Origin of the sequence: Methylobacterium sp. Leaf117 (assembly GCF_001422985.1) — a bacterium.
Lineage (GTDB): Bacteria > Pseudomonadota > Alphaproteobacteria > Rhizobiales > Beijerinckiaceae > Methylobacterium.
The window spans coordinates 259,270-279,369 of the sequence record NZ_LMNL01000034.1 but is presented as its reverse complement, the minus strand read 5'-3'; the positions used below and the strand labels follow the sequence as shown (position 1 = coordinate 279,369).

At 62.4% G+C, this 20,100-nt stretch carries 11 protein-coding genes, 2 tRNA genes and 3 pseudogenes; 7 read left to right on the top strand and 9 right to left on the bottom strand.

Translation table 11 applies throughout. From position 1 onward, the window contains the following. Positions 1-252: 252 nt before the first annotated feature. The 5 genes from ASF57_RS25860 to ASF57_RS15865 all read right to left on the bottom strand — a co-directional run bounded on the left by ASF57_RS25860 (position 253) and on the right by ASF57_RS15865 (position 5,901). Positions 253-408, bottom strand: coding sequence for a hypothetical protein (locus tag ASF57_RS25860; protein WP_156376180.1), 156 nt, complete (start codon positions 406-408; stop codon positions 253-255). A 790-nt stretch (positions 409-1,198) separates the two neighbouring features. After that, positions 1,199-2,299: a DUF2336 domain-containing protein gene (locus ASF57_RS15880; protein ID WP_162241569.1), complete on the bottom strand. Its 1,101-nt coding sequence runs from the start codon at positions 2,297-2,299 to the stop codon at positions 1,199-1,201. A gap of 850 nt (positions 2,300-3,149) precedes the next feature. Then, positions 3,150-3,668 (bottom strand): ureidoglycolate lyase, encoded by a 519-nt coding sequence (locus ASF57_RS15875; RefSeq protein WP_056485003.1) that lies wholly within the window; start codon positions 3,666-3,668, stop codon positions 3,150-3,152. After that, positions 3,665-4,504 (bottom strand): bifunctional allantoicase/(S)-ureidoglycine aminohydrolase, encoded by an 840-nt coding sequence (locus tag ASF57_RS15870; protein ID WP_056485001.1) that lies wholly within the window; start codon positions 4,502-4,504, stop codon positions 3,665-3,667. The genes ASF57_RS15875 and ASF57_RS15870 overlap by 4 nt, the downstream gene beginning before the upstream one ends. Positions 4,505-4,590: 86 nt before the next feature. Then, positions 4,591-5,901 carry a dicarboxylate/amino acid:cation symporter gene (locus ASF57_RS15865; protein ID WP_056485991.1) on the bottom strand — a complete coding sequence of 437 codons (1,311 nt, stop codon included), beginning with the start codon at positions 5,899-5,901 and terminating at the stop codon, positions 4,591-4,593. A gap of 208 nt (positions 5,902-6,109) precedes the next feature. Here ASF57_RS15865 and ASF57_RS15860 point away from each other — a divergent pair, with 208 nt between their 5' ends. Next, the gene (locus ASF57_RS15860; RefSeq protein ID WP_056484999.1) at positions 6,110-7,009 is read left to right on the top strand and encodes a LysR family transcriptional regulator; all 900 of its coding nucleotides are present in this window, start codon (positions 6,110-6,112) and stop codon (positions 7,007-7,009) included. A 4,226-nt stretch (positions 7,010-11,235) separates the two neighbouring features. On the opposite strand, the pseudogene ASF57_RS15835 reads toward ASF57_RS15860, so the two are convergent. The 3 pseudogenes from ASF57_RS15835 to ASF57_RS15825 form a co-directional block, all read right to left on the bottom strand. Further along, positions 11,236-12,369, bottom strand: a pseudogene (locus ASF57_RS15835) (HlyD family type I secretion periplasmic adaptor subunit); the annotation flags it as partial. Positions 12,370-12,470: 101 nt separating this feature from the next. After that, positions 12,471-13,266: pseudogene (gene istB / locus ASF57_RS15830) on the bottom strand (IS21-like element helper ATPase IstB). Next, positions 13,256-14,296 (bottom strand): annotated as a pseudogene (locus ASF57_RS15825) (IS21 family transposase); the annotation flags it as partial. The pseudogenes ASF57_RS15825 and istB, both read right to left, overlap by 11 nt. Positions 14,297-14,625: 329 nt before the next feature. On the opposite strand from ASF57_RS15825, the gene ASF57_RS15820 reads away from it, so the two are divergent. From ASF57_RS15820 to ASF57_RS15810, 3 genes are all read left to right on the top strand, one after another. Then, on the top strand, positions 14,626-16,320 hold the full coding sequence (locus ASF57_RS15820; protein WP_056181584.1) for a methyl-accepting chemotaxis protein: 1,695 nt from the start codon (positions 14,626-14,628) through the stop codon (positions 16,318-16,320). A 220-nt stretch (positions 16,321-16,540) separates the two neighbouring features. Beyond that, positions 16,541-17,851 (top strand): hypothetical protein, encoded by a 1,311-nt coding sequence (locus ASF57_RS15815; protein ID WP_056181580.1) that lies wholly within the window; start codon positions 16,541-16,543, stop codon positions 17,849-17,851. A 409-nt stretch (positions 17,852-18,260) separates the two neighbouring features. Then, positions 18,261-18,458, top strand: coding sequence for a hypothetical protein (locus tag ASF57_RS15810; protein ID WP_056484982.1), 198 nt, complete (start codon positions 18,261-18,263; stop codon positions 18,456-18,458). A gap of 119 nt (positions 18,459-18,577) precedes the next feature. On the opposite strand, the gene ASF57_RS15805 is transcribed toward ASF57_RS15810, so the two are convergent. Beyond that, positions 18,578-18,652 (bottom strand) — tRNA-Gly (locus tag ASF57_RS15805). 282 nt (positions 18,653-18,934) lie between these two features. Here ASF57_RS15805 and ASF57_RS15800 point away from each other — a divergent pair. The 3 genes from ASF57_RS15800 (at position 18,935) to ASF57_RS15790 (ending at position 19,989) form a co-directional block, all read left to right on the top strand. After that, a complete protein-coding gene (locus tag ASF57_RS15800) occupies positions 18,935-19,585 on the top strand; it encodes a Maf-like protein (protein ID WP_056484980.1) in 651 nt (216 codons plus the stop codon). After that, complete coding sequence (yacG, locus tag ASF57_RS15795) at positions 19,582-19,806, top strand: DNA gyrase inhibitor YacG (RefSeq protein ID WP_056484977.1); 225 nt, start codon at positions 19,582-19,584, stop codon at positions 19,804-19,806. Before ASF57_RS15800 ends, yacG begins: the two co-directional genes overlap by 4 nt. A 107-nt stretch (positions 19,807-19,913) precedes the next feature. Next, positions 19,914-19,989 (top strand) — tRNA-Phe (locus tag ASF57_RS15790). The last annotated feature ends 111 nt before the right edge of the window (positions 19,990-20,100 follow it).

The following is a 20,100-nucleotide window of genomic DNA, read 5'->3' as shown; positions in this document are numbered from 1 at the left end:
TGATCGAGTAGGTGAACCGATCCGTGCCGTGCTCGCCTCCAGCAAAGGCGGCCTGGTTCGATGCGGCGTAGGACAGAAGACCATTCGCTGCATCGAAGGCAACGCTGCCCTTGGACGCTCCCGGTCTCGACGCTGGTGATGTGGAGGGTGTCGCACTCGTCCATCACCCGGTCATTGGCGAGAAGGAGCGTCGACAGCTCCGACGTCACGGTATCGGACGCGACCGAGATCCTGCCGTCGTGGTACTCGGCATCACGCGGATCGATGTCCCGTGTTTTCGGCGCCGATAAGGACGGTGTTGTTGCCGTTGCCGAGAACCACTTCGCCGCGCTTGGGCCCGTCCAGCGTGATGGCATGGTCGAGGTTGTCTGAGAGATGAACCCAGGCGTCGACCCAGTTCTCGAGCACCAGCCTCGTTCCGCTAAGCTCGGCGATCTCGATGCCGCGGCTCGAATTCCAAGCTTGATTGAGCGAGATAACCGCGGTCGCGTCGCCCTGTCAGTCCAGCGACATCATGTTTGCGCCGGATACGGTGCCGCCGGTGGTGCTGTAGCTTGCGAAGCTCACATCCCTGAATTCAGAAGAAAGTATGCGAGAGCTCGCGCCCGTATCATCTGAGGCGCTCGCACTGTCCTGCAGGATGCCAGAATTCGGCTCGTCAGTATAAGTATATCGGACGGCAATTCTGAGTCAGAGAGCGGAATGGGGGTGATCATTTCTAGCAGAACAGATCCAGCCCGGCTCCATGGCTCCACGCGCAACCGTCAGCGGAACGACATTTATTCCTTAAAGCGTTCTGAATGCTGCATTTAATGAATCTTTTATGTGGGGCTTTCGGTGTGATCTATGGGCGAACTACCGATCTGACCGGCGAGATATAATCGGATCAATTGCAAAAGCAAACTCGGTTTAGCCCAGTTCCACACGTCATGGTGCTGTAACGATGTTGATGGAATCGTCGTTTTGTCGGTCGAAATTGGCGGAATATCGTGCTGTCACTTTATCGATGCAAAACGCGCGGCGTAGATCCGGTGCAGGGACGAGTTTATACCAATGATGTGATGTCCCGGGGGCGGCGCCTGATTCCTTATCGAGGTCCCGGGAACGCACGCTGGTCCAGGGTTCTGATCCGCTCGGGCCCGCATGGTCCGGGGCGTAGGTGCCTCTCGGTCCAATGCGGAAGTCCGCATCGAAATCGTCAAAGGCCCCCGGTCATCCCGCCCTCGATGACGCGGATCCGAGACCGCAGATGAATCGCCTTGAGGGCGCGCTGGGCGGTCCGGCGCAGGAGTTTCGCGTAGGTCTGCCGCTGGGCCGAGATTTGGCTCGGCGCCGGATCGGCACCCGGAGTCACCACTCGCACCACGTCCAGCAGGACGCGTTCGACCAGGGTCCAGGGCAGGTCTGCGGCTTTCATGATCAGAAGCGCATGATGCCGCGTGGGTCCGGTCCCTGTCACGGATCGCGCGAGGACATCGATCTCGGTCTCCGCGAGGTAGGCAATCACGGCCAGCGCTTCGGCGAGGTTCTCCCGCGTCAGGGCGTCGGCGATGTCGACGGGTGCGAGCGGACGTTGCGCTTCCAGGCTTCGAACGCGCGCTACCGCCGCGCGCAGGCGGCGGTCGGAGAGCGCATCGCCCGCCGAGACCTGCGGAGCCAGGATGGCGGGCATGCGGCTGCTTTCGAGGCTGAGGCCGGAATTCTCACCGCAGAAGGGAGGCTGCCGCGTTTCGACCATCTGCCTGAACTGCGTGAGAAGCACCTTCCTGGTTTCCGGCGGGACATCCTGGCGTTTCGTCAGGGCCACGGTGATGTGGCCGTCACCTTGCGAGATCGCGACAAGGCGGAGCAATCCCCCGTGCGACAACCGAGCCGTCCGGTTGGCCGACAGCGTTCGGAGAATCGGCCAGGTTCCGCGCCAGACCACGACATCCGTGACGGGTATGCTGACGTGAGGCCGCTTGGCGATGGCGTCCAGGTGTTCCTGGCTCCGGACATGAGCAATCGCGATCAGATCCTCGTCGAGCGCCAGCACCGAACCGGATAGGAGCGGGCTGGCGACTTCGCTGTGCAGATCATAGGATAGCTCTTTCACTGTTTGTGACGGGCCACGACTGAGATGAGATAGGCTGCGGGCGAGCTTTGCACGAACACTGAGTGTCTCAATTCTAGACATTCGTAGAAGAATTTCATCGAAGACACGAACTTCATTGTCGGACAGCGGATTGTCGAAATGGTCCGCGATCTTCAGTGCAGACGAACTTGGCGCATTCGCAACAAAGCTTTCAAGAAGACGCATTAATCTTGCGTCCTCCATGAATTGATAGGGCAAAGCTTAAGCTCCCGCGTCGCCGGCCGAATGAGTCGCCTGGATTTGATCTTGATTGTCCTTTCCACTGCTTTAGAAAGCCGTAGCCTAATTAATCATGGCCGCAACCTTCGGCCTTTGAAGCAAATTTGAGCCGCCCAGCGTCAATGCGTTGGCGCTCAAGCAGAAACTGGCTGTGACGTTCTTTTCCCCACCGCGCGTTGAGGAAGGGCTTTCGGGAGCGCTCGGGAGGCCACTCGTCATACGGCCGAACGGTTCGACGCAGCTGCGCCGTCCGGTGCATTCGCGCGGCGTTCGAGCTGATCCAAGGCGCTGCCCGCCTCGCGGCCGAGCGTTTGATAGAATTGGAGGCGGACGGTCGGACGGATGCGCCTGACAGGGAGGACCCGCAAACCCCGGCTGGTGCAGTCGAGTTGCGCAGTCTCCGCTTGCGCAGGATTTGCTGCTTTCACGCCTTCCTGGAGCCTCGGCCCCAGGATGCTTTTGGCGAAATGCCGGTGCCGGGCTGCGCGTCGGTCGCAACGAAGTCGAAGAGCGCGGGTGCGACGACAAGGCTACCGAATCTTATCCGGCCCACCTTCGATTCGCTCGGCATGATATTGCTGCGGACTAGTAAATACTTAAGCAGAGGCGAAAAATTGGTGTAAGACGACTGATCTTGATCGTAAACTAAGTTTTCTCGGCATCTGGTGAATCCCGAAATGGCCGACCGATCGTCACCCTGCCGGAAGCCGCACGCACGAGGCATCGCAACTCCGAAAGCCACCGGGATTGATCCAGCGCGCCACGGGGCCTCCGCTCTGGCTCGCTTCGTCCAGCATCAGAAATCGAGCGCTCGACCGTCCTGGATCTGTATCGCCCAGGGCACCTCAAACGTGAACTCTTCCAAGTTCACGCCCGGCCCGGCCCGGTCGATCACGATGAAGTCTTGAGGGGCACCGAACGGGGTCAGCACACCATGCCACGTGCCCATGGCGTAGCAGACGCCCTGGCCGGGCGCGGTGACGAAAGCACGTGGCCTGCCGGGGCGCCCGCCCGCGTCGGGACAGACCACGACGAGAAACGGCGCGGCGTTCAGGGGCAGGAAGGCCTGCGCTCCGAGGGGATGGCGCTCGACGAGGCTGACCGCGAGGGGCAAATCGTAGGGTTCGGCTTCGACGTAGCCGATCACCACGTGCCCGTCCTCGCCCACCACCCCCACCTGGGCGAGATCGTGGAAGCGGCGGGCCCTGCCGGCGTTCATGGAGCGCGGTGCGACGGCGCTCTTGTCGATCACGGTGCCGAACGGGGCGAAGGCCTTCTGCGTCAACGGCTCGGCGACGATTCGGTGATTACTCATCGGGCCGTCCGGAATGGCGCAAGGGCGGCGTGGCGGTTGACGTCCTTGTAGAGCAGGTAGCGGAACGGGCCAGGGCCGCCAGCGTAGCAGGCCTGCGGGCAGTAGGCGCGCAGCCACATGAAATCGCCTGCCTCCACCTCGATCCAGTCGCGGTTAAGCCGGTAGACCGCTTTCCCCTCCAGCACGAACAGCCCGTGTTCCATCACGTGCGTCTCCTCGAACGGAATCGATGCGCCCGGGCGCATGGCGACGATGTTGACGTGCATGTCGTGGCGCACGTCGTCGGAGGCGACGAAGCGGGTCGTGGCCCAAGCCCCGTCGGTGCCAGGCATCGGTGCCGGCGGAACGGCGGATTCGTGGGTGACGAAGGCTGGCGGAACCTCGATGCCGGGCACCCGCACGTAGGCTTTTCGGATCCAATGGAAGCGAGTGGTCGCGGCCCCGGCGTTGCGCAGGCTCCAGGAAGCGCCGGGTGGCAGGTAGGCGTAGCTGCCGGGCACGAGGTCATGCGCCTGAGCGCCGACGATCAGGTCGGCCTGTCCCTCCACCACGAACAGCACGCCCTCGGCGTCCGGATCAGGCTCAGGCTGCGAACTGCCACCGCCGGGTGCGACCGCCATGAGGTATTGTGCGAAAGTCTCGGAGAAGCCCGAGAGCGGCCGCGATAGCATCCAGGCCTGTGTACCCTCCCAGAACGGCAGCACGGACGTGACGATGTCGCTCATCACCCCCCGAGGGATGACCGCGTAGGCTTCCGTGAACACCGCCCGGCCGGTCATCAGCGCAGTCTGAGGCGGGAGGCCGCCGCACGGCGGGTTGTAGGGCGATCTAGTCATCAGGGGTCTCCGGTGATCCGATTGGAACGTCGGGAGTCGGCCAAGCAGCCGCGCAACCGCTTTTGGCAGGTGTCGCGGCGTCGCCGTCAGGCCGAGTGCAGTTCCGCGACCGGTGCGTCGAGGATCACGGCCGTATCGGTCGGAGCTTGGCCATTGAGAACGCGCCGAGCCTGCGCATGGTCGATGTCGCCCTCCCACACGGCGATCACAACCGTCGCCACGCAGTTGCCGATCAGGTTGCCAAGGGCGCGTGCGATGCCGACGAACCAGTCGATCGACAGCACGAGCACCAATCCGATCACGGGAATTTCCGGCACCGCCGATAGGGTGGCGGCCAGCACGACGATGGCCGAGCCCGGAACGCCGTGTGCTCCCTTCGAGGTCAGAAGTGCAATGCCGAGGATCAGCATCAGATGACCGAAGGAGAGATCCGTGTTGGTGGCCTGGGCGATGAAGACCGTGGCCAGGGTCAGGTACAGCGAGAAGGCATCGAGATTGAACGAGTATCCGGTCGGGATCACGAGGCCGACGGTCGAATCCTTGATGCCGAGGCGCTCCAGTTTGCGCATGACCTGCGGCAAGACACAGTCCGAGGAGGCCGTGCCGGCGACGACCGTCAGTTCTTCGCGCAGGTAGGCGAGGAGCTTGAGGATGCTGAATCCGGCTACGCGCAGGATGCTGCCGAGCACCACGAAGACGAAGAATGCCACGCCCGCGTAGAACAGCACCACCAGCATTCCAAGCTGCTTGAGCGAGCCGACGCCGTACTTGCCCACGGTAAAGGCGACGGCACCGAGCACGCCGAGCGGCGCGAGCCTGACGATGAAGCCGATGATCTTGAACAGGACCTCGGTGATGCGCTCCAGACTGTCGGCCAAGGGCTTGCCCCGCTCGCCCAGGAGGGAGAGACCGGCCCCGAACAGAATCGCGATGATGAGAACCTGAAGGATATCGCCCTTGGCGAAGGCATCGACCAACGTGGTCGGGATTAGCTTCATCAGGAAGTCGACCGTCCCGGTGACCTGACCGACGCGATCGGTGTAGCCGGCGATCGACTTCGCGTCCAAGGCCGTCACGTCGACGTTCATGCCCTGGCCCGGTGCAAACGCGTAGGCCAGAAGGAGACCGAGCACGAGGGCGAGCGTCGTTACGGCCTCGAAGTAGATCAGGGATTTGAGCCCGACGCGTCCGACCTTTCTCAGATCGCCGGCCCCGACGATGCCCTGGACGACCACGCCGAAGACGAGCGGCGCGATGGCCATCTTGATCAGCTTGATGAACCCGTCGCCGAGGGGCTTAAGAGTCACTGCAAAGTTCGGGCAAGCTATGCCCAAGACGATGCCGAGGACGAGGGCGGCGATCACCTGCCCGAACAACGAACGGAAGAACCGCATCATCATACCCCAGTCCGTGGTCGAGCCGTTCCATGCCGGGCGCAGCCGGTTTTGTTCAAGCACGATCCACGCCGCAGGCGCTTTGGTCGGTCGACCTGAGCCTGCAGGACTCCGAACGCTCGTCTTGCACGGTGGCACCATGTTGCCAGGACATCTAGACGTCAAATATTTCGTATGTCTCGATTGAGATTTATGAGATATCAATAGGGCGATGGAACTTCGGCACCTCCGCTATTTCGTCGCCGTTGCTCGGCACCTGAGCTTCACCGCTGCCGCCGAGAGCCTCGGCGTCGCCCAACCGCCGTTGAGCCAGCAGATCCGGGATCTCGAAGCCGAGGTCGGCACCGCGTTGTTCGAACGGACGACGCGGCGGGTGTCGTTGACGAGGGCGGGCGTCGATTTCCACGCACAGGCGCTCGACATTCTGGAAAGGTCCGGTGAGGCCATGGAACGAGCGCGGGCCATCGGTGCCGGTGTCGCTGGCATCGTCAATGTCGGTCTGACGGGATCGATGCTGGCCGGCCCGCTCGGACGCGCCATCCGCGACTTCGCGATGATCTATCCCGACGTGGATCTGCGCATTCACGAGATGTCGCCGGACCGACAGATCTCGATGCTGAAGGCCGGGCAGACCGATGTCAGTTTCCTGCGCAGTCCACCCCCAGACGTCGACCTCGTCAGCGAACGAGCCTGGTGCGAAACCGTCACCCTTGTCCTGCCGCGAGGCCACCGACTGGCGCGGAGAGGGGCCATCGACCTTGCCGGCCTGGATCGGGAGGCGTTCGTGTTCTTGCGGCTCTCGGACTCGCTGTTCGCCAAGCACCTCTGGCAATGCTGCGTCAACGCCGGGTTCGTCCCGAACATCACGCACCAAGTCGTCGAGGCTGCGTCGTTGACGAGTCTCGTTGCGGCAGGGCTCGGCATCGCCATCATCCCGGAATTCGTCGCCCGACTGGCGCACGCGGACGTCGTATACAGACCTTTCACGGGACAACCGATCCGCGCCGACGTCTACGCCCTATGGTCAAGAGAGAAATCGGGGCCATTGATCAGGAACTTTCTGGATATTGTTCGATCAACAACGATCGCGAACATCAGAAATGATGTTTGAAAGCCTGCTGAAGGCCTGCCCCTGAGTTCGCATTGTGGATGGTGTTGGCTTTCCCGCCGCAGGCGACGTGAAACGGTGTGCGATCGGGACCGCATTCGACCGCTTGCGGGAAGGTTTCAAGTCGAGACGCATTTCGACGCCTCGCCAGTTCTCGAAGGGCGGTGATGGGTCGATGGCGCCACGGCCCGTCAGAACAATCATCTCGCCTGCACTCCGAAGTAAAATCTACTGATTAGCTGCGTCGATCTATGTATATTTGACCAATGTTGTGTAATTATTTGAGATTAATGCTCGACATTTCATGGGCTGTCAAATTATAAAAATGGAAGCTTGACCATAAGAGGGTTTGATCGTATGGCGGGTTGCTTAATTGACGCATGTTAATGAATCGAATTGATTGACTCAATCCGATTTGGGAGATATCGGTAACTTCGTAGTTCAATGAAATTACAGTGTATCCGCTGAGGCTTTAGAAAAGTAGCGAGGTCTCGCCAATCTCGTTGCGCCGAGGAAAACATGTCCTACGTCGTGATACTCAACGAAACGTTCTCGTCATCCTCGGTCCTCACCAAAGGTGCCGCCTATGGAACGGTGGACCAGGGCGACATGATCTGGTTCCATCCCAACAACTCTGGAACGGCTTTCGCCAACGGTGACATGACGTCGGGTCATTGGCTGAACCGTCAGTTTGATCCGGTGAGCATTGCGGATGGCAACCTCGTCGTCACAACTCGGCCGGTGCCGAATGCGACGGGGGANGACGTCGGGTCATTGGCTGAACCGTCAGTTTGATCCGGTGAGCATTGCGGATGGCAACCTCGTCGTCACAACTCGGCCGGTGCCGAATGCGACGGGGGAGCGCGATGGGTTCACGACCATCGGAGGTATCGTCACCATTGATCCTGGCGCCCTCGATCCGAGCAAGGGCATGTCCTTTGGCTATGTACAGATGGACAGCTTTGCTATTCCCAATGAACTCGGGCGCACGGGTTGGTATGGTGGAGCGCTGTTCGGCAAGAATCGCGCAGATTGGCATGAAGAGATTCAGCTGAGCGAGACTTCCAACAACCGATTGGCGGTCGGAACGCACTGGGACATGCTTGGTCCAAATCCTTATAACGATGCCTTATTCACAAGTAACGCTGATATTGGCATGGCCACGCTCAACAACGTATGGGTGACCACACGTGCCACGTTCGGCGTTGAGGGGGGCGTTCTCTGGGAGGTCGGTCTGCAGGGCGAGCCGCTGCACGCGACCTACCGAAGCGAGATGCCCGAGCAGGGCCGTCCCAGCGACCTTGAGCTGGTCATTCAGACGCAGGTTCCGCGGGGTAATCAGTTCGAGACGCAGACCCAAACACAGAAGTACGACAATGTGATCTTCGCCGAAGCAGGTCTTGAGAATGGGCGTGTTGTCGATGTGGTCAGCACCCGACTGGATCTCAGCGACCATAATTTCGCCGCGCTCCACTACCTCGGCAATCACACCTGGGAGATCGATGACAATCTGTGGGTTGGCAAAGCGATTGCTAAGACGATCATCGATGTGAGGACAGATACGGGCTCGCACATCAGTGCCAGCGGCGTTGATGCAGATTTCTACCAGGCCGCGTACGGCGATCAGCTCGCCCAAACGGGCATGACAGCGGATCAGCACTACAATACGATCGGCTGGAAGGCTTTGCTCGATCCCAATGCGGTGTTCAACACCGCCTACTACCTCAGCACCAACCTTGATGTGGCGGCTCTCAATATCAACCCGCTTCAGCACTACCTTGAGGTTGGCGAAGCGGAGGGCCGCAAGCCAACCAGTCAATTGTTCGATCCGGACAACTATTATTCTGCTCATCCCAATGTGAAAGCAGCTGGTCAGAGTGCCATGATGCACTTCATGACGTCGGACAACATCCACGATCTGTCTTCGGATCTCAACTACGAGGGCGCCTATCCCGGCCTTCGGCGCGATCCTGATCGCCATGCTGGTGTNCTGCTCATCCCAATGTGAAAGCAGCTGGTCAGAGTGCCATGATGCACTTCATGACGTCGGACAACATCCACGATCTGTCTTCGGATCTCAACTACGAGGGCGCCTATCCCGGAGGCAATCACCCGCCTTCCGCGATGGCCGACATCCTGTTCATGCAGGCAGGTACGCCCCTGATACTCTCGGCATCCGCGCTGCTGGCCAACGACACCGATGTGAACGGTGATACCCTGAGCCTGACCGGTGTCACCGCCGGTCTGAACGGCACGGTCCTGCTCAGCGGCGATCACGTCACCTTCATCCCGACGGCGGGCTTCTCTGGCGTGGCTACCTTCAGCTACACCCTTTCCGATGGAGCCCAGCACAGCGCGATCGGCAACGTGACCGTCAACGTCGCGCCCGCCCCTCCGCCACCCCCGCCGCCTCCNCCGCGAATGCGCCGGACATGATCTGTCTTCGGATCTCAACTACGAGGGCGCCTATCCCGGAGGCAATCACCCGCCTTCCGCGATGGCCGACATCCTGTTCATGCAGGCAGGTACGCCCCTGATACTCTCGGCATCCGCGCTGCTGGCCAACGACACCGATGTGAACGGTGATGCCCTGAGCCTGACTGGCGTCACCGCCGGTCTGAACGGCACGGTCCTGCTCAGCGGCGATCAAGTCAGCTTCATCCCAACAGCGGGCTTCTCCGGCGTGGCTACCTTCAGCTACACCCTTTCCGATGGAGCCCAGCACAGCGCGATCGGCAACGTGACCGTCAACGTCGCGCCCGCCCCTCCGCCACCCCCGCCGCCTCCRCCGACCCAAACCACGGCGCAGTATACGACGGGCGACGACGGCGCGAACGTCATCAACCTCTCAGCCCGATCGGCACCTCAGCTGATCGCCGCCAAGGGCGGCAACGATATCGTCACCGGGGGGAGCGGTAACGATACGATCAACGGTGGCGAGGGCAATGATATCCTCACCGGCGGGCTCGGTGCCGACCGCCTGACGGGTGGCGCGGGCGACGATCGCTTCGTATTCACCAAGGGAGATCTGGCCGGCACCACTGTCGCGACCGCCGTGCTCGACCGTGTGGACGATTTTGGCGGCGCCGGTGTGCCCGGCGGCGATGTTCTCGTCTTCCAGGGCTTCGATCCTGGCGCCGCCCTCATCCACATCAGTGCCAGCAACACGCTTCACAGCTACGAGGTCCGGGAAGGCGGAACGGCTGTCGGCCGCATCACCGTGGTACACGCCGGCCCCGCGCTCCTTTCGGACGACGTCTTCTTCGAGGGCGCCGCGCCGCCCACCCCGCCTCAGACTGCTCAGTACACCGCCGGGACGGCCGGTGACGATCTCCTGGACCTGTCGTCCCGCGGGACGCGGCCGCAGCTGGTCAACGGGCAGGACGGCAACGACATGCTGATCGGCGCGTCAGGCAACGACACCCTGAACGGCGCTGCGGGCGACGACCGGATCGTCGGAGGCAGTGGTAAGGATACCCTGACCGGTGGGACCGGCGGCGATACGTTCTTATTCAGGAGCGTCGAAGAAGCGGGGAACGGCACGAATACGACCACCGGGCGGGATGTGATTACGGATTTTCTCAGCACTCAGAGCGACCGGATCGATCTTTCGGCCATCGATGCGGTGGCAGGTGGGAGCGACGATGCATTCAGCCTCATCGGGACCGCAGCTTTCACCGCTGCAGGACAAATCCGGTACGTCGTGTCGGGCAGTACAACCATCATCGAAGGCAATGTCTCGGGAGCCGACGGCGCTGAGTTCCAGATCCAGCTTTCGAAGGCGATGCTGCTGACGGAAATCGATTTTCATCTTTGATGCCGGTGACCGGCCGCGACCCGCTTGGATCAGTCCCATAAAGTCCAGCCAAGAACGGCTCTGCATCAGCCACTTACCCCAGATGGATGGGAGCCTCCGCTCCTGAACTCAGCAGACTGTCCCAAATCATCTGGCGACGCACACCCTCCGCGCGGGCGACGGCGACGACCAGATCATCCTGGCGGCAGATGGCGATGCCGGTTGTGTTGACGGGAAGAGGGTTCGGATACCTTGGACATACCCCTATCCGTGGAGCCGGGGGAGGATGACGGAACACCTTCAGTCTATCCATTACCTCCCGCTACATCACCCAGCGCGTTCCACGATCCTTCAAAGCCGCCAAACCCAAGCTGAGAATCAGCCATCCCGCCCCAAGGAGATATTTCGAGGGGTTTGAAAAAGTGGCCGTCGCTCAGCGCTCACGGAGGGCCTCCCCGGCGATCTGCCGGATCGGCGAAAGGACGTAGTCGATGAGACGGCGTTGGCCCGTCTTGATCTCCGCCGTCACCGCCATGCCGGCTCTCAAAGGAATGGCCGTTCCATCGACGTTGAGCGTGGTCCCGACGAGGCGGAGGGTGATCGGGAAGACAAGGTTCTGCATCCGGTCTGCCCCGACGCGCGCGCGCTCACGCCTCTGACGCGCCGAATCCTGTTCGAGGAGACTGGCATCGGGCTCGGGGATGGCATCCGACGCCACCCGCGTCACGGTCGCATCGATCGTACCGTAGCGGGTAAAGGGAAAGCTCTCGATCTTGAGCACAGCCGGCTGGCCGACCTTCACGAAGCCGATGTCCTTGTTGGGCAGGTAGCACTCGACCTCGAGACCGGCATCCTCCGGGACGATCCGCATCAATTCGTCGCCCGGGTTGACCACTTGGCCGATCGTGGTCAGCGACGAGGATTGCACGATTCCGTCGATGGGGCTGCGGATTGTCGTCTGATCCAATTCGAGGGAAGTTCGCTCTAGACGCTGCTGATAGACAGATACCTGCCGTTCGGCTTGGTCCAACTTCTCCGAGTTTTCAGCGACGAAGGCTTTGATTGCGGCTTCGATGACGCTGTCGATGACCTGGAGGTTGGACTCGATCTCCGCGATCTGGCCGGTCTCCTGGGCCAGCGTGGCCGTCTGCATCGCTAGCGTTTCGCTCGCATCGATGACGCTCGCCCGCGTACCGGAATTCGTCGCCGCAAGTGACTGGCGCATATCAACGCGCTCGCGGAGGATATTGAGCAGGGCCTTCTGCGCCTCGATCGTCGCCATCAGGCGGTTCCGCTCGGCCTTTGTCTGATCCGCCTGGGATCGCTGCTTCTGAATGTTGGCGGCGAGCGCGGCGAGGTCCGCGGCCAAGTTCCGGGCCTGGGCCTCGCCGATCGCCGACGGAATGGAATCCGGAAAGGGAATTGCGGGCGGTTCTGGCCCGAGGCCCGCCTGGACATAGGAAAGGGCCGCTCTCCGCCGCAGAACCTCGGCCCGAAAATTCGCAAGTTCGGACAGGACTGCCTCGCGCTCGGTCATCGCCTCGCGGGGATCAAGCCGCATCAGCGGATCGCCGCGATGATCGAGGGCACCGTTGTCTGTTGATTTTCACTGAGAGTTGACCCGGCGTTTTCGTTGAGAAGTGACCCGGGTTCAGGGGCTGATGTTTGTCATCGGACGGGCTTGGTCAACTCACGGCGCGGCTCCTTTTCGGTTTTTCGGTTGCGGCACTGGCCCGGAAGCGGAGCTGTCGTTTCCAGTCTCCAGGATGTGGCAGTGGTGGGTGAGGCGGTCGAGTAGCGCGGTGGTAATTTTGGCATCGCCAAAGATCTCGTCCCACTCGCTGAAGCTGAGGTTAATAGTGATCACGACGCTTGTGCGCTCGTAGAGCTTGGACAGCGGGTGGCACAGCAGGGCTCCTCCTGAAGCGCTGAAGGGTAGATAGCCCAGTTCATCTAAAATGATCAGGTCTTAACGCAGCAACCGTTCCAACAGCTGGCCTGCTTTGTTTTGAGCTTTCTCTTGTTCGAGTGCATTGACCAGATCGATGGTCGCGAAGAAGCGAACCTTCTTGCGATGGTGCTCGACGGCCTGCACGCCCAGGGCGGTCGCGATATGCGTCTTGCCAGTGCCCGGGCCACCGATCAGGACAACATTGTGCGCGCCGTCGATGAAGTCGCCTCTATGCAGGGTGCGAACCATGGCCTCGTTGACCTCACTGGCAGCGAAGTCGAACCCGGTCAGATCCTTGTAGGCTGGAAAGCGGGCGGCCTTGATCTGATAGGCCACGGATCGAACTTCCCGCTCGGCCATCTCAGCCTTGAGCAGCTGGGACAGGAGCGGGACGGCTCCTTCGAAGGCGGGTACGCCTTGCTTCACCAGATCCACGACGGCCTGGGACATGCCGTACATCTTGAGCCCACGCAGGATGACGATGATGGCGGCGCTGGCGGAATCATGACGCAGGGGGCACCGCCTTCCTGCGGAGCGCGTCGTAGCGCTCGACATCGGCCTTCGGCTCCTGGCGCAGGGCGAGCGCCTGTGGGGCATCGATGGTGGCCCCGCTCGATGGCTTCCCGTCGAGTAGCCGGTACAGGATGTTGAGGACGTGGATCTTGGTGGGAACGCCACCGTCGAGCGCCAGTTCGACCGCGCAGAGAACGGACTGCTCGTCATGGTGCAGCACGAGTGCCAGAATCTCCACCATCTCCCGGTCACCGCCCGGATGCTTAAGAAGGTGACCTTGCAGCCGCCGGAACGCGTCCGGCATGTCGGCGAAGGGAGCCCCGTTGCGCAGGGCGCCCGGCTTGCGCTGGATAACGGCCAAGTAGTGGCGCCAGTCGTCGACCGTGCGCCCGACCACGGTATGCGAGCGCGCGATGACCCGGGGATGCTCGCACAGGATCCGGCCTTCCGCAGCCACAACGATGCGGTGCGGGTAGATCCGCAGGCTCACGGGACGGTTGGCAAAAGAGGCCGGAACCGAATAGCGGTTGCGTTCGAAATGTACGAGGCAGGTCGGCGAGACCCGCTTGGTGTGCTCGACGAAGCCGTCGAAGGGACGGCCAAGCGGCATCAGGCTCGCCACCTCATTGGTCCACGCATCCGCAAATGTGCCGGGGAGTTCCCCATGCGAGATCTCCTTCCAAGCCGCAATGCAGCGCGTCTCAAGCCAAGTGTTCAGCCCGTCGAGATCGGCAAAGCTGGGTAACGGTTGCCATAGTCGACGACGCGCATCCTGAACGTTCTTCTCGACCTGACCCTTCTCCCAGCTCGATGCGGGATTGCAGAAGGTTGTTTCGAACAGCATCTCGTGGGTCTGAAGCGGGTACGGCCGCACGACGAAGACCCGACTGTGCGACAGCTTTGTATGAGCAACCTGGAGCTTGACGCGCTCGCCCCCGAGAACCGGCCAGTCCTCACTCCAGTCGAATTGGAACGCCTCCCCTGGCGCGAAGACCAGAGGAACGAACGTTTCCCGTCCCGTGGTCTGCTGCTGTAATATGATAAAATGAATAAAATAATGAGCGTACTTAGATTTTATATAGTTAAATCGACAATATTTTTTGCTAAATAATATTTTCTATTCGAAAGATGAGGAAAAATCCTGTTTCTGGGCTGGTCGTTGCCTAGGCTTGCATCATGCAAAAATATTAATAGTACAGATAGGAAATATACAATTTAAATCTTAGGAGCTTCAGTATAGAATACCACATTATGGCTGCGATGTAGTGGCATTTTAACTGAATCGGTCAAGACTATCGCTCAGGTCCAATGTTCGGCGCCATTTCAAGGCTGCCCGGGTGAACACCCTTGGGAGACACGATGCTCGACCGCCTTCGCCACCCCTCCTTGTCCCTTGGGGCGCGCGCCAGCCTGATCGGCACGGTCTTGATCGTGCTAGCCTGCGCCAGCGCCCTCGGGCTGACGGTGCTCGACTTGCGCTCGGACATGCTGAGCCGCGCCGGGACTGCTCTCGACCGCAACCTCAAGCTCCTGCGCACCACGCTCGCCGACGAGGGCGGCCACTCCACATTCAATCTCAAGGACGGACGCTTGACTGTTGGAACCCACGTCATCGACGAGGCCGAGCCAGCCGTCGACCGCGTCAAGGACATCCTGGGCGGCACCGCCACCGTCTTCCTTGGCGATACGCGCGTGGCCACCAACGTGATCAATGCCCAGGGGCAGCGCGCCGTCGGCACCAAGCTCGCCGCAGGACCGGTCCGCGATACCGTGCTGGTCCGGCGCGAGACCTATCGTGGCGAGGCCGACATCCTCGGGACCGCCTATTTGACGGCCTACGAACCCATCCTCGACGCCAAGGGCGAACCGCTCGGCATCCTCTTCGTCGGCGTGCGCAAGGCCGATTACCTCGCAAGTCTCGACGAGACCGCCCTGCGCGCGGCGGGTGTCGGCGGCCTGCTCTGCCTGATCGGCAGCGGCGTCCTGTGGTTCGCCCTCCGGCGCGCCACGGCGCCCCTGCGCGGCCTGGAGACCACGATGCGCCGGATGGCCGAGGGCGACACGGCGGCTGCGGTGCCCGGGATGGAGCGCCGCGACGAGGTCGGCGCCATGGCCCGTGCCGTCGACGTGTTCCGCGTCGGTCTCGCCCGCACCCGGGCGTTGGAAGCCGAGACCGCCCAGGTTCGAACCGACGGCGAGGTCCAGCGTCGGGCCGCCCTCCAGGCGATGGCGCGGGACTTCGAGAGCGCGGTCGGCGGAGTCATGGCTGGCGTCACCGTAGCCGCGACCCAGCTTCAGGTGACGTCACACGGCATGGCCGGGACCGCGACGGAGACGGCGACCCAGGCGACCAACGTTGCCGCAGCAGCCGAGCAGGCGGCCGTCAACGTCGCCATCGTCGCTGCGGCGGCCGAGGAGCTCGGGACCTCCGTGGAGGAGATCGGCCGGCAGGTCTTGGGTGCCGCCGGCCTAGCCCATGCCGCAGTCGGCGAGGCGGACGCGACGGGAGGGCACGTGCGGGCGCTCAACGAGGCGGCTGGCCGCATCGGCGACATGGTGCAGGTCATAGCCGGCATCGCTTCCCAGACCAACCTTCTTGCCCTTAACGCCACCATCGAAGCCGCGCGCGCCGGGGAAGCCGGAAAGGGCTTTGAGGTTGTAGCCGCCGAGGTCAAGACCCTGGCAGGCCAGACGGCGAAGGCAACGAGCGAGATCGGGCTGCAGATCGGCCAGATCCAGGCTGCGACGACGCAAGCCGTGGATGCGATCGGGGATATCGCCGGACGCATCGGTGAACTGGATTCCGTCTGCACCTCCATCGCTACCGCCGTGGAGAAGCAGGGTGCTGCGACCCGGGAAATCGTACGGAACGTTGCGCAGGCCGCCGTCGGCACCGGCGAGGTCACCTCCAACATCGCGGGCGTGGCGCAGGCATCGGATGAGACCGGGGCCGCCGCCAACCAGGTCCTGGCCTCATCCTCTAACCTCTCGGTCCAAGCCGAGCGCCTCGGCAGCGAGATGCAGCGGTTCCTGGCAACCGTCCGGGCCGCCTGAATGAGGGGCGCCAGCGTCGTAAACGGCGCCGGCCAGTTGCTCGCTCCATCCACTCAGAGAAGGCTCTGAGGCATTCGCCGCCGGTGCAGGCCCGATCGGCTGTTCTGAGACCAGGCGGCCGGATCGCTTTCGGTCGAGCTTGCGTTACCGTCGGTCGAGAAAGGCAAGCTGCACCTCCCAAAGGGTGCGGAGGCCGGAACCTGGGAAGAGAGAACTGTTCATGGGAACGATAGCGGGAACGCTGGCGACGATCGCTGCATCAACCTATTCCGATACCCTCGCCGGACTTCCCGCAGGCTTCGTGCCTCTCTCGGGCGCCGGACTCACGAACGGCACCTACGCCAATCAGAACGCCTACGGCGCAGCCGTGACGGGGACCTTCGGCAATCAGTCCGTCGTCGTCCTGAGCTTCCGCGGCAGTGACGACCGCCAGGATTGGCTCAACAATTTGCGCAACATCAACGCCGATTATGACAAGCTCACGCCGCTCGTTTCGGCCGTCGACAGTTACGCCGCGCAGAACGATGCAACGGTGATCGTTACGGGCCACAGCCTCGGCGGCGCCCTCACTCAGGTCTTCATGGCCAACCACCCGGACACCGGCGACGTCCTCTATCAGGCGGCCACGTTCGGGTCGCCGGGTGCGCTGATCTCTTCGGCTGTCGATAATCGCATCATCAACTACGAAATCGCCGACGACCCGGTGCCCTATCTGGGGATGTACAGGGCGCAGATCGGCCAGACCGCGAGTTCCGATCCGATCTACGCCGCCACGGTGTCTGTTGGGCTCTCCACCGCCATCGGAGACGGTGTCACGGCTCAGGATGTGGCAGCCTCCATCCCGAGCCTGACGGCCGACTACGTCAACCGTGGCGCGATCGACTATCTGCCCGGCCTTGATGGGACAGAAGCCACCCTGACGCCGTCCCAATTCCTCGATGCCGGAAGGTTTGTCGACACCTTCGTGCGGTACGGTGCTGAGCACGACGTGTCCGTCTATGCGGCTCGCGGAAGTAGTTCGACGGTTGCGGATCCTGTGATCCGGAGTTCCGGCGTGGACCAGCCGGATCCGGTGTTTCGCTTCTTCGACACCAAGACCGGCGATCACTTTTATACGACGAGTGCAGGGGAAAAGGCACAAATTCAGTCAACGATACCGAACTTTACCTATGAAGGCTCGCCCTGGTCGACACCGGACGAGAGCATCAACACCCATGATGTCTTCCGATTCTTCGATACGAAGACGGGCACGCACTTTTATACCGACAGCGTCAATGAGCGCGACGGCATCATCGCGAACCTCGCCAACTACAAGTTCGAAGGCGTTGCCTTCGAGGCGTACAACGAGGCGGCGGGCGTGGGGCATATTACGCTCGAGCGCTTCTTCAATACGCAGACGGGCCAGCACCATTTCGCCGCGAATGCCGAGGAAGCGGCCAGCATCAACATGGGCCAGCAGGGGGCCGGCTGGGTTGATGAGGGCAAGGCTTTCACAGTGCACGTATCGACCGATGGCCTATTGAACGCCTGAGGGGCGCGTGTTTTTAGTGCCCACCTGAGCCAATTTCTGGGGCCTGAAAGCCTGCTTCAGGCTTTCAGGCCCTCATCCGCATCTGCCTCGTCTATACATAGGAAGATGGCCGACCCTACGAGGGCGAATTCACCCCGTTCGACCTCGCGCCGAGTTCTGTCACGCACGAGCTGCGAACAAAGACCGGTTCCTTCACCGCGCAGGACCGGAAGCTTTCCTCTGGGTCTTCGACTTTCCGAGAGCGTGTTCTGGCCGAACAGTCCCCGATCTCCGGAATGCGATCGGGGTCCCGTTCTGGCGCTTCACGTCAGTCGAGTTCCGACGTTGCTTCGCTGTCGCTCGGTCAGGTTCCTTCGATCCGACCTGATCGGATGCCGCTTTAGAAATCCCGCTGGACTCGGGCCGTCACGTGAACCGTGTCCTCGCTGGTCTTCGTCCGGAGCGTATTGACCGGATTATTGACGAAAGCCGCGTTCTGGGGCGGGAAACGGCTCAGGTCTCCAAGCAACTTCGTGACACGGTGACGCTCGCCAGCGGCGAGAACGGGCACGGCCCGCGGGCTGAGATCCACCTCCGTGCAGACCAGGACGACGTCGTGGGCGCCTGAAGAGACCCGATCGAAATCGTGGTGCGGAGCGGCGGCGCTGTTCCACTCCGTCTCGCCTTGGCGGGCGCTCTACCGCGAACAGGCCCTGGATAAAGCGAAATCAGCGATTGCGAGTTGGTTGGAGCGGGCGATCGGGATCGAACCGACGACATTCAGCTTGGGAAGCTGACGTTCTACCACTGAACTACGCCCGCGCGACGACGCCCGAGGGCGGCGGCGGTGGTCTGTGCGGCCACGAGCGGGACCTTATCAGACGCGCCGCCGATGTCCACGGGCTCCGCGCTGTCGGTTCGCGCGGGAGACCATGCGCGTTCACAAGCCCGGGGCTTTCGATTAGGGTCCCCGCCGTCCGTCCGGCGCAGGCCGCTTCGCGCGAATGCCGTTGACGCCCCGTGCGATCCGGCGTGCGCGACGGGGCGTCCGCCGGATCGGTTTTGCCCCCTAAAGGATGCCACCCCGCGCATGACGGCCCGTACGTGACGACCCCTGACGACATCCCCGCCGCGGGCCGGAGCGCCCGCCTCATCCTGGCCTCGGCCTCGCCCCGGCGTCTCGCCCTCCTGCAGCAGGTGGGCATCGAGCCGGACGCGCTGCTGCCGGCAGATATCGACGAGACGCCTCGCAAGTCGGAGACGCCGCGAGAGTTGGCCCGGCGCCTGGCGCGAGAGAAGCTCGCCGTGGCCGGCGCGGCCGCACGCCGGCGCGATGACATGCGGGAGGCTTACGTGATCGCCGCCGACACCGTGGTGGCGGTCGGGCGGCGCGTCCTGCCCAAGGCCGAGCTGCCCGACGAGGCGGCCGATTGCCTGCGGCTCCTGTCCGGTCGGCAGCATCGGGTTTACACGGCCGTGTGCCTCCTTTCGCCACGGGATGTGCGTCGGGAGCGGGTGGTCGAGACCCGGGTCCGCTTCAAGCGCCTGTCGTCGCGGGAGATCGAGGCCTACCTGGCGTCCGGCGAATGGCGCGGAAAGGCCGGTGGCTACGCCATTCAGGGGCTGGCCGGCGCTTTCGTGGTCAAGCTGGTGGGATCGCACAGCGCGGTCGTCGGGTTGCCCCTCTATGAAACCCTCAGCTTACTCGACGGCGAGGGATTTCCGGTTCGCAGTGCGTGGGGAGGGCTTGCATGAACGATCCATCGTCCGGCCGGGCGCGCGCAAAGCCGGCTCAACTCGATCCCTGCCCCATCTGCCGCAAGCCGTCCGAGCCCGCCTTCGTGCCGTTCTGCTCGGCCCGTTGCGCCGATGTCGACCTGGGGCGCTGGCTGACCGACCGCTATGCCATCCCCACTGCGGACGACGAGGACGAAGATGCGGAGGGCACCGGCGGCGTCTCGCGGCCTCGGGATTGAGGCTACCGGGCACCCCGTGATTTTCTCTTTCGAACGAGGCTGGACAGTCCGCAATCGACCCCCTATACCCCCGCTCCAGCCGGTGCCGCTAACGCGAACCGGCGGAGGCCCAGGTAGCTCAGTTGGTAGAGCATGCGACTGAAAATCGCAGTGTCGGCGGTTCGATTCCGTCCCTGGGCACCATCTGTTTTCCGATCGATGATCGTGATCTGACGCCGTCCCTCGACGCTTCTGTGAGAGGGCGGAAGACGGCGGGCCGGCGCCCGGTGTTTCGCCACTCTGACGATCCGCCTC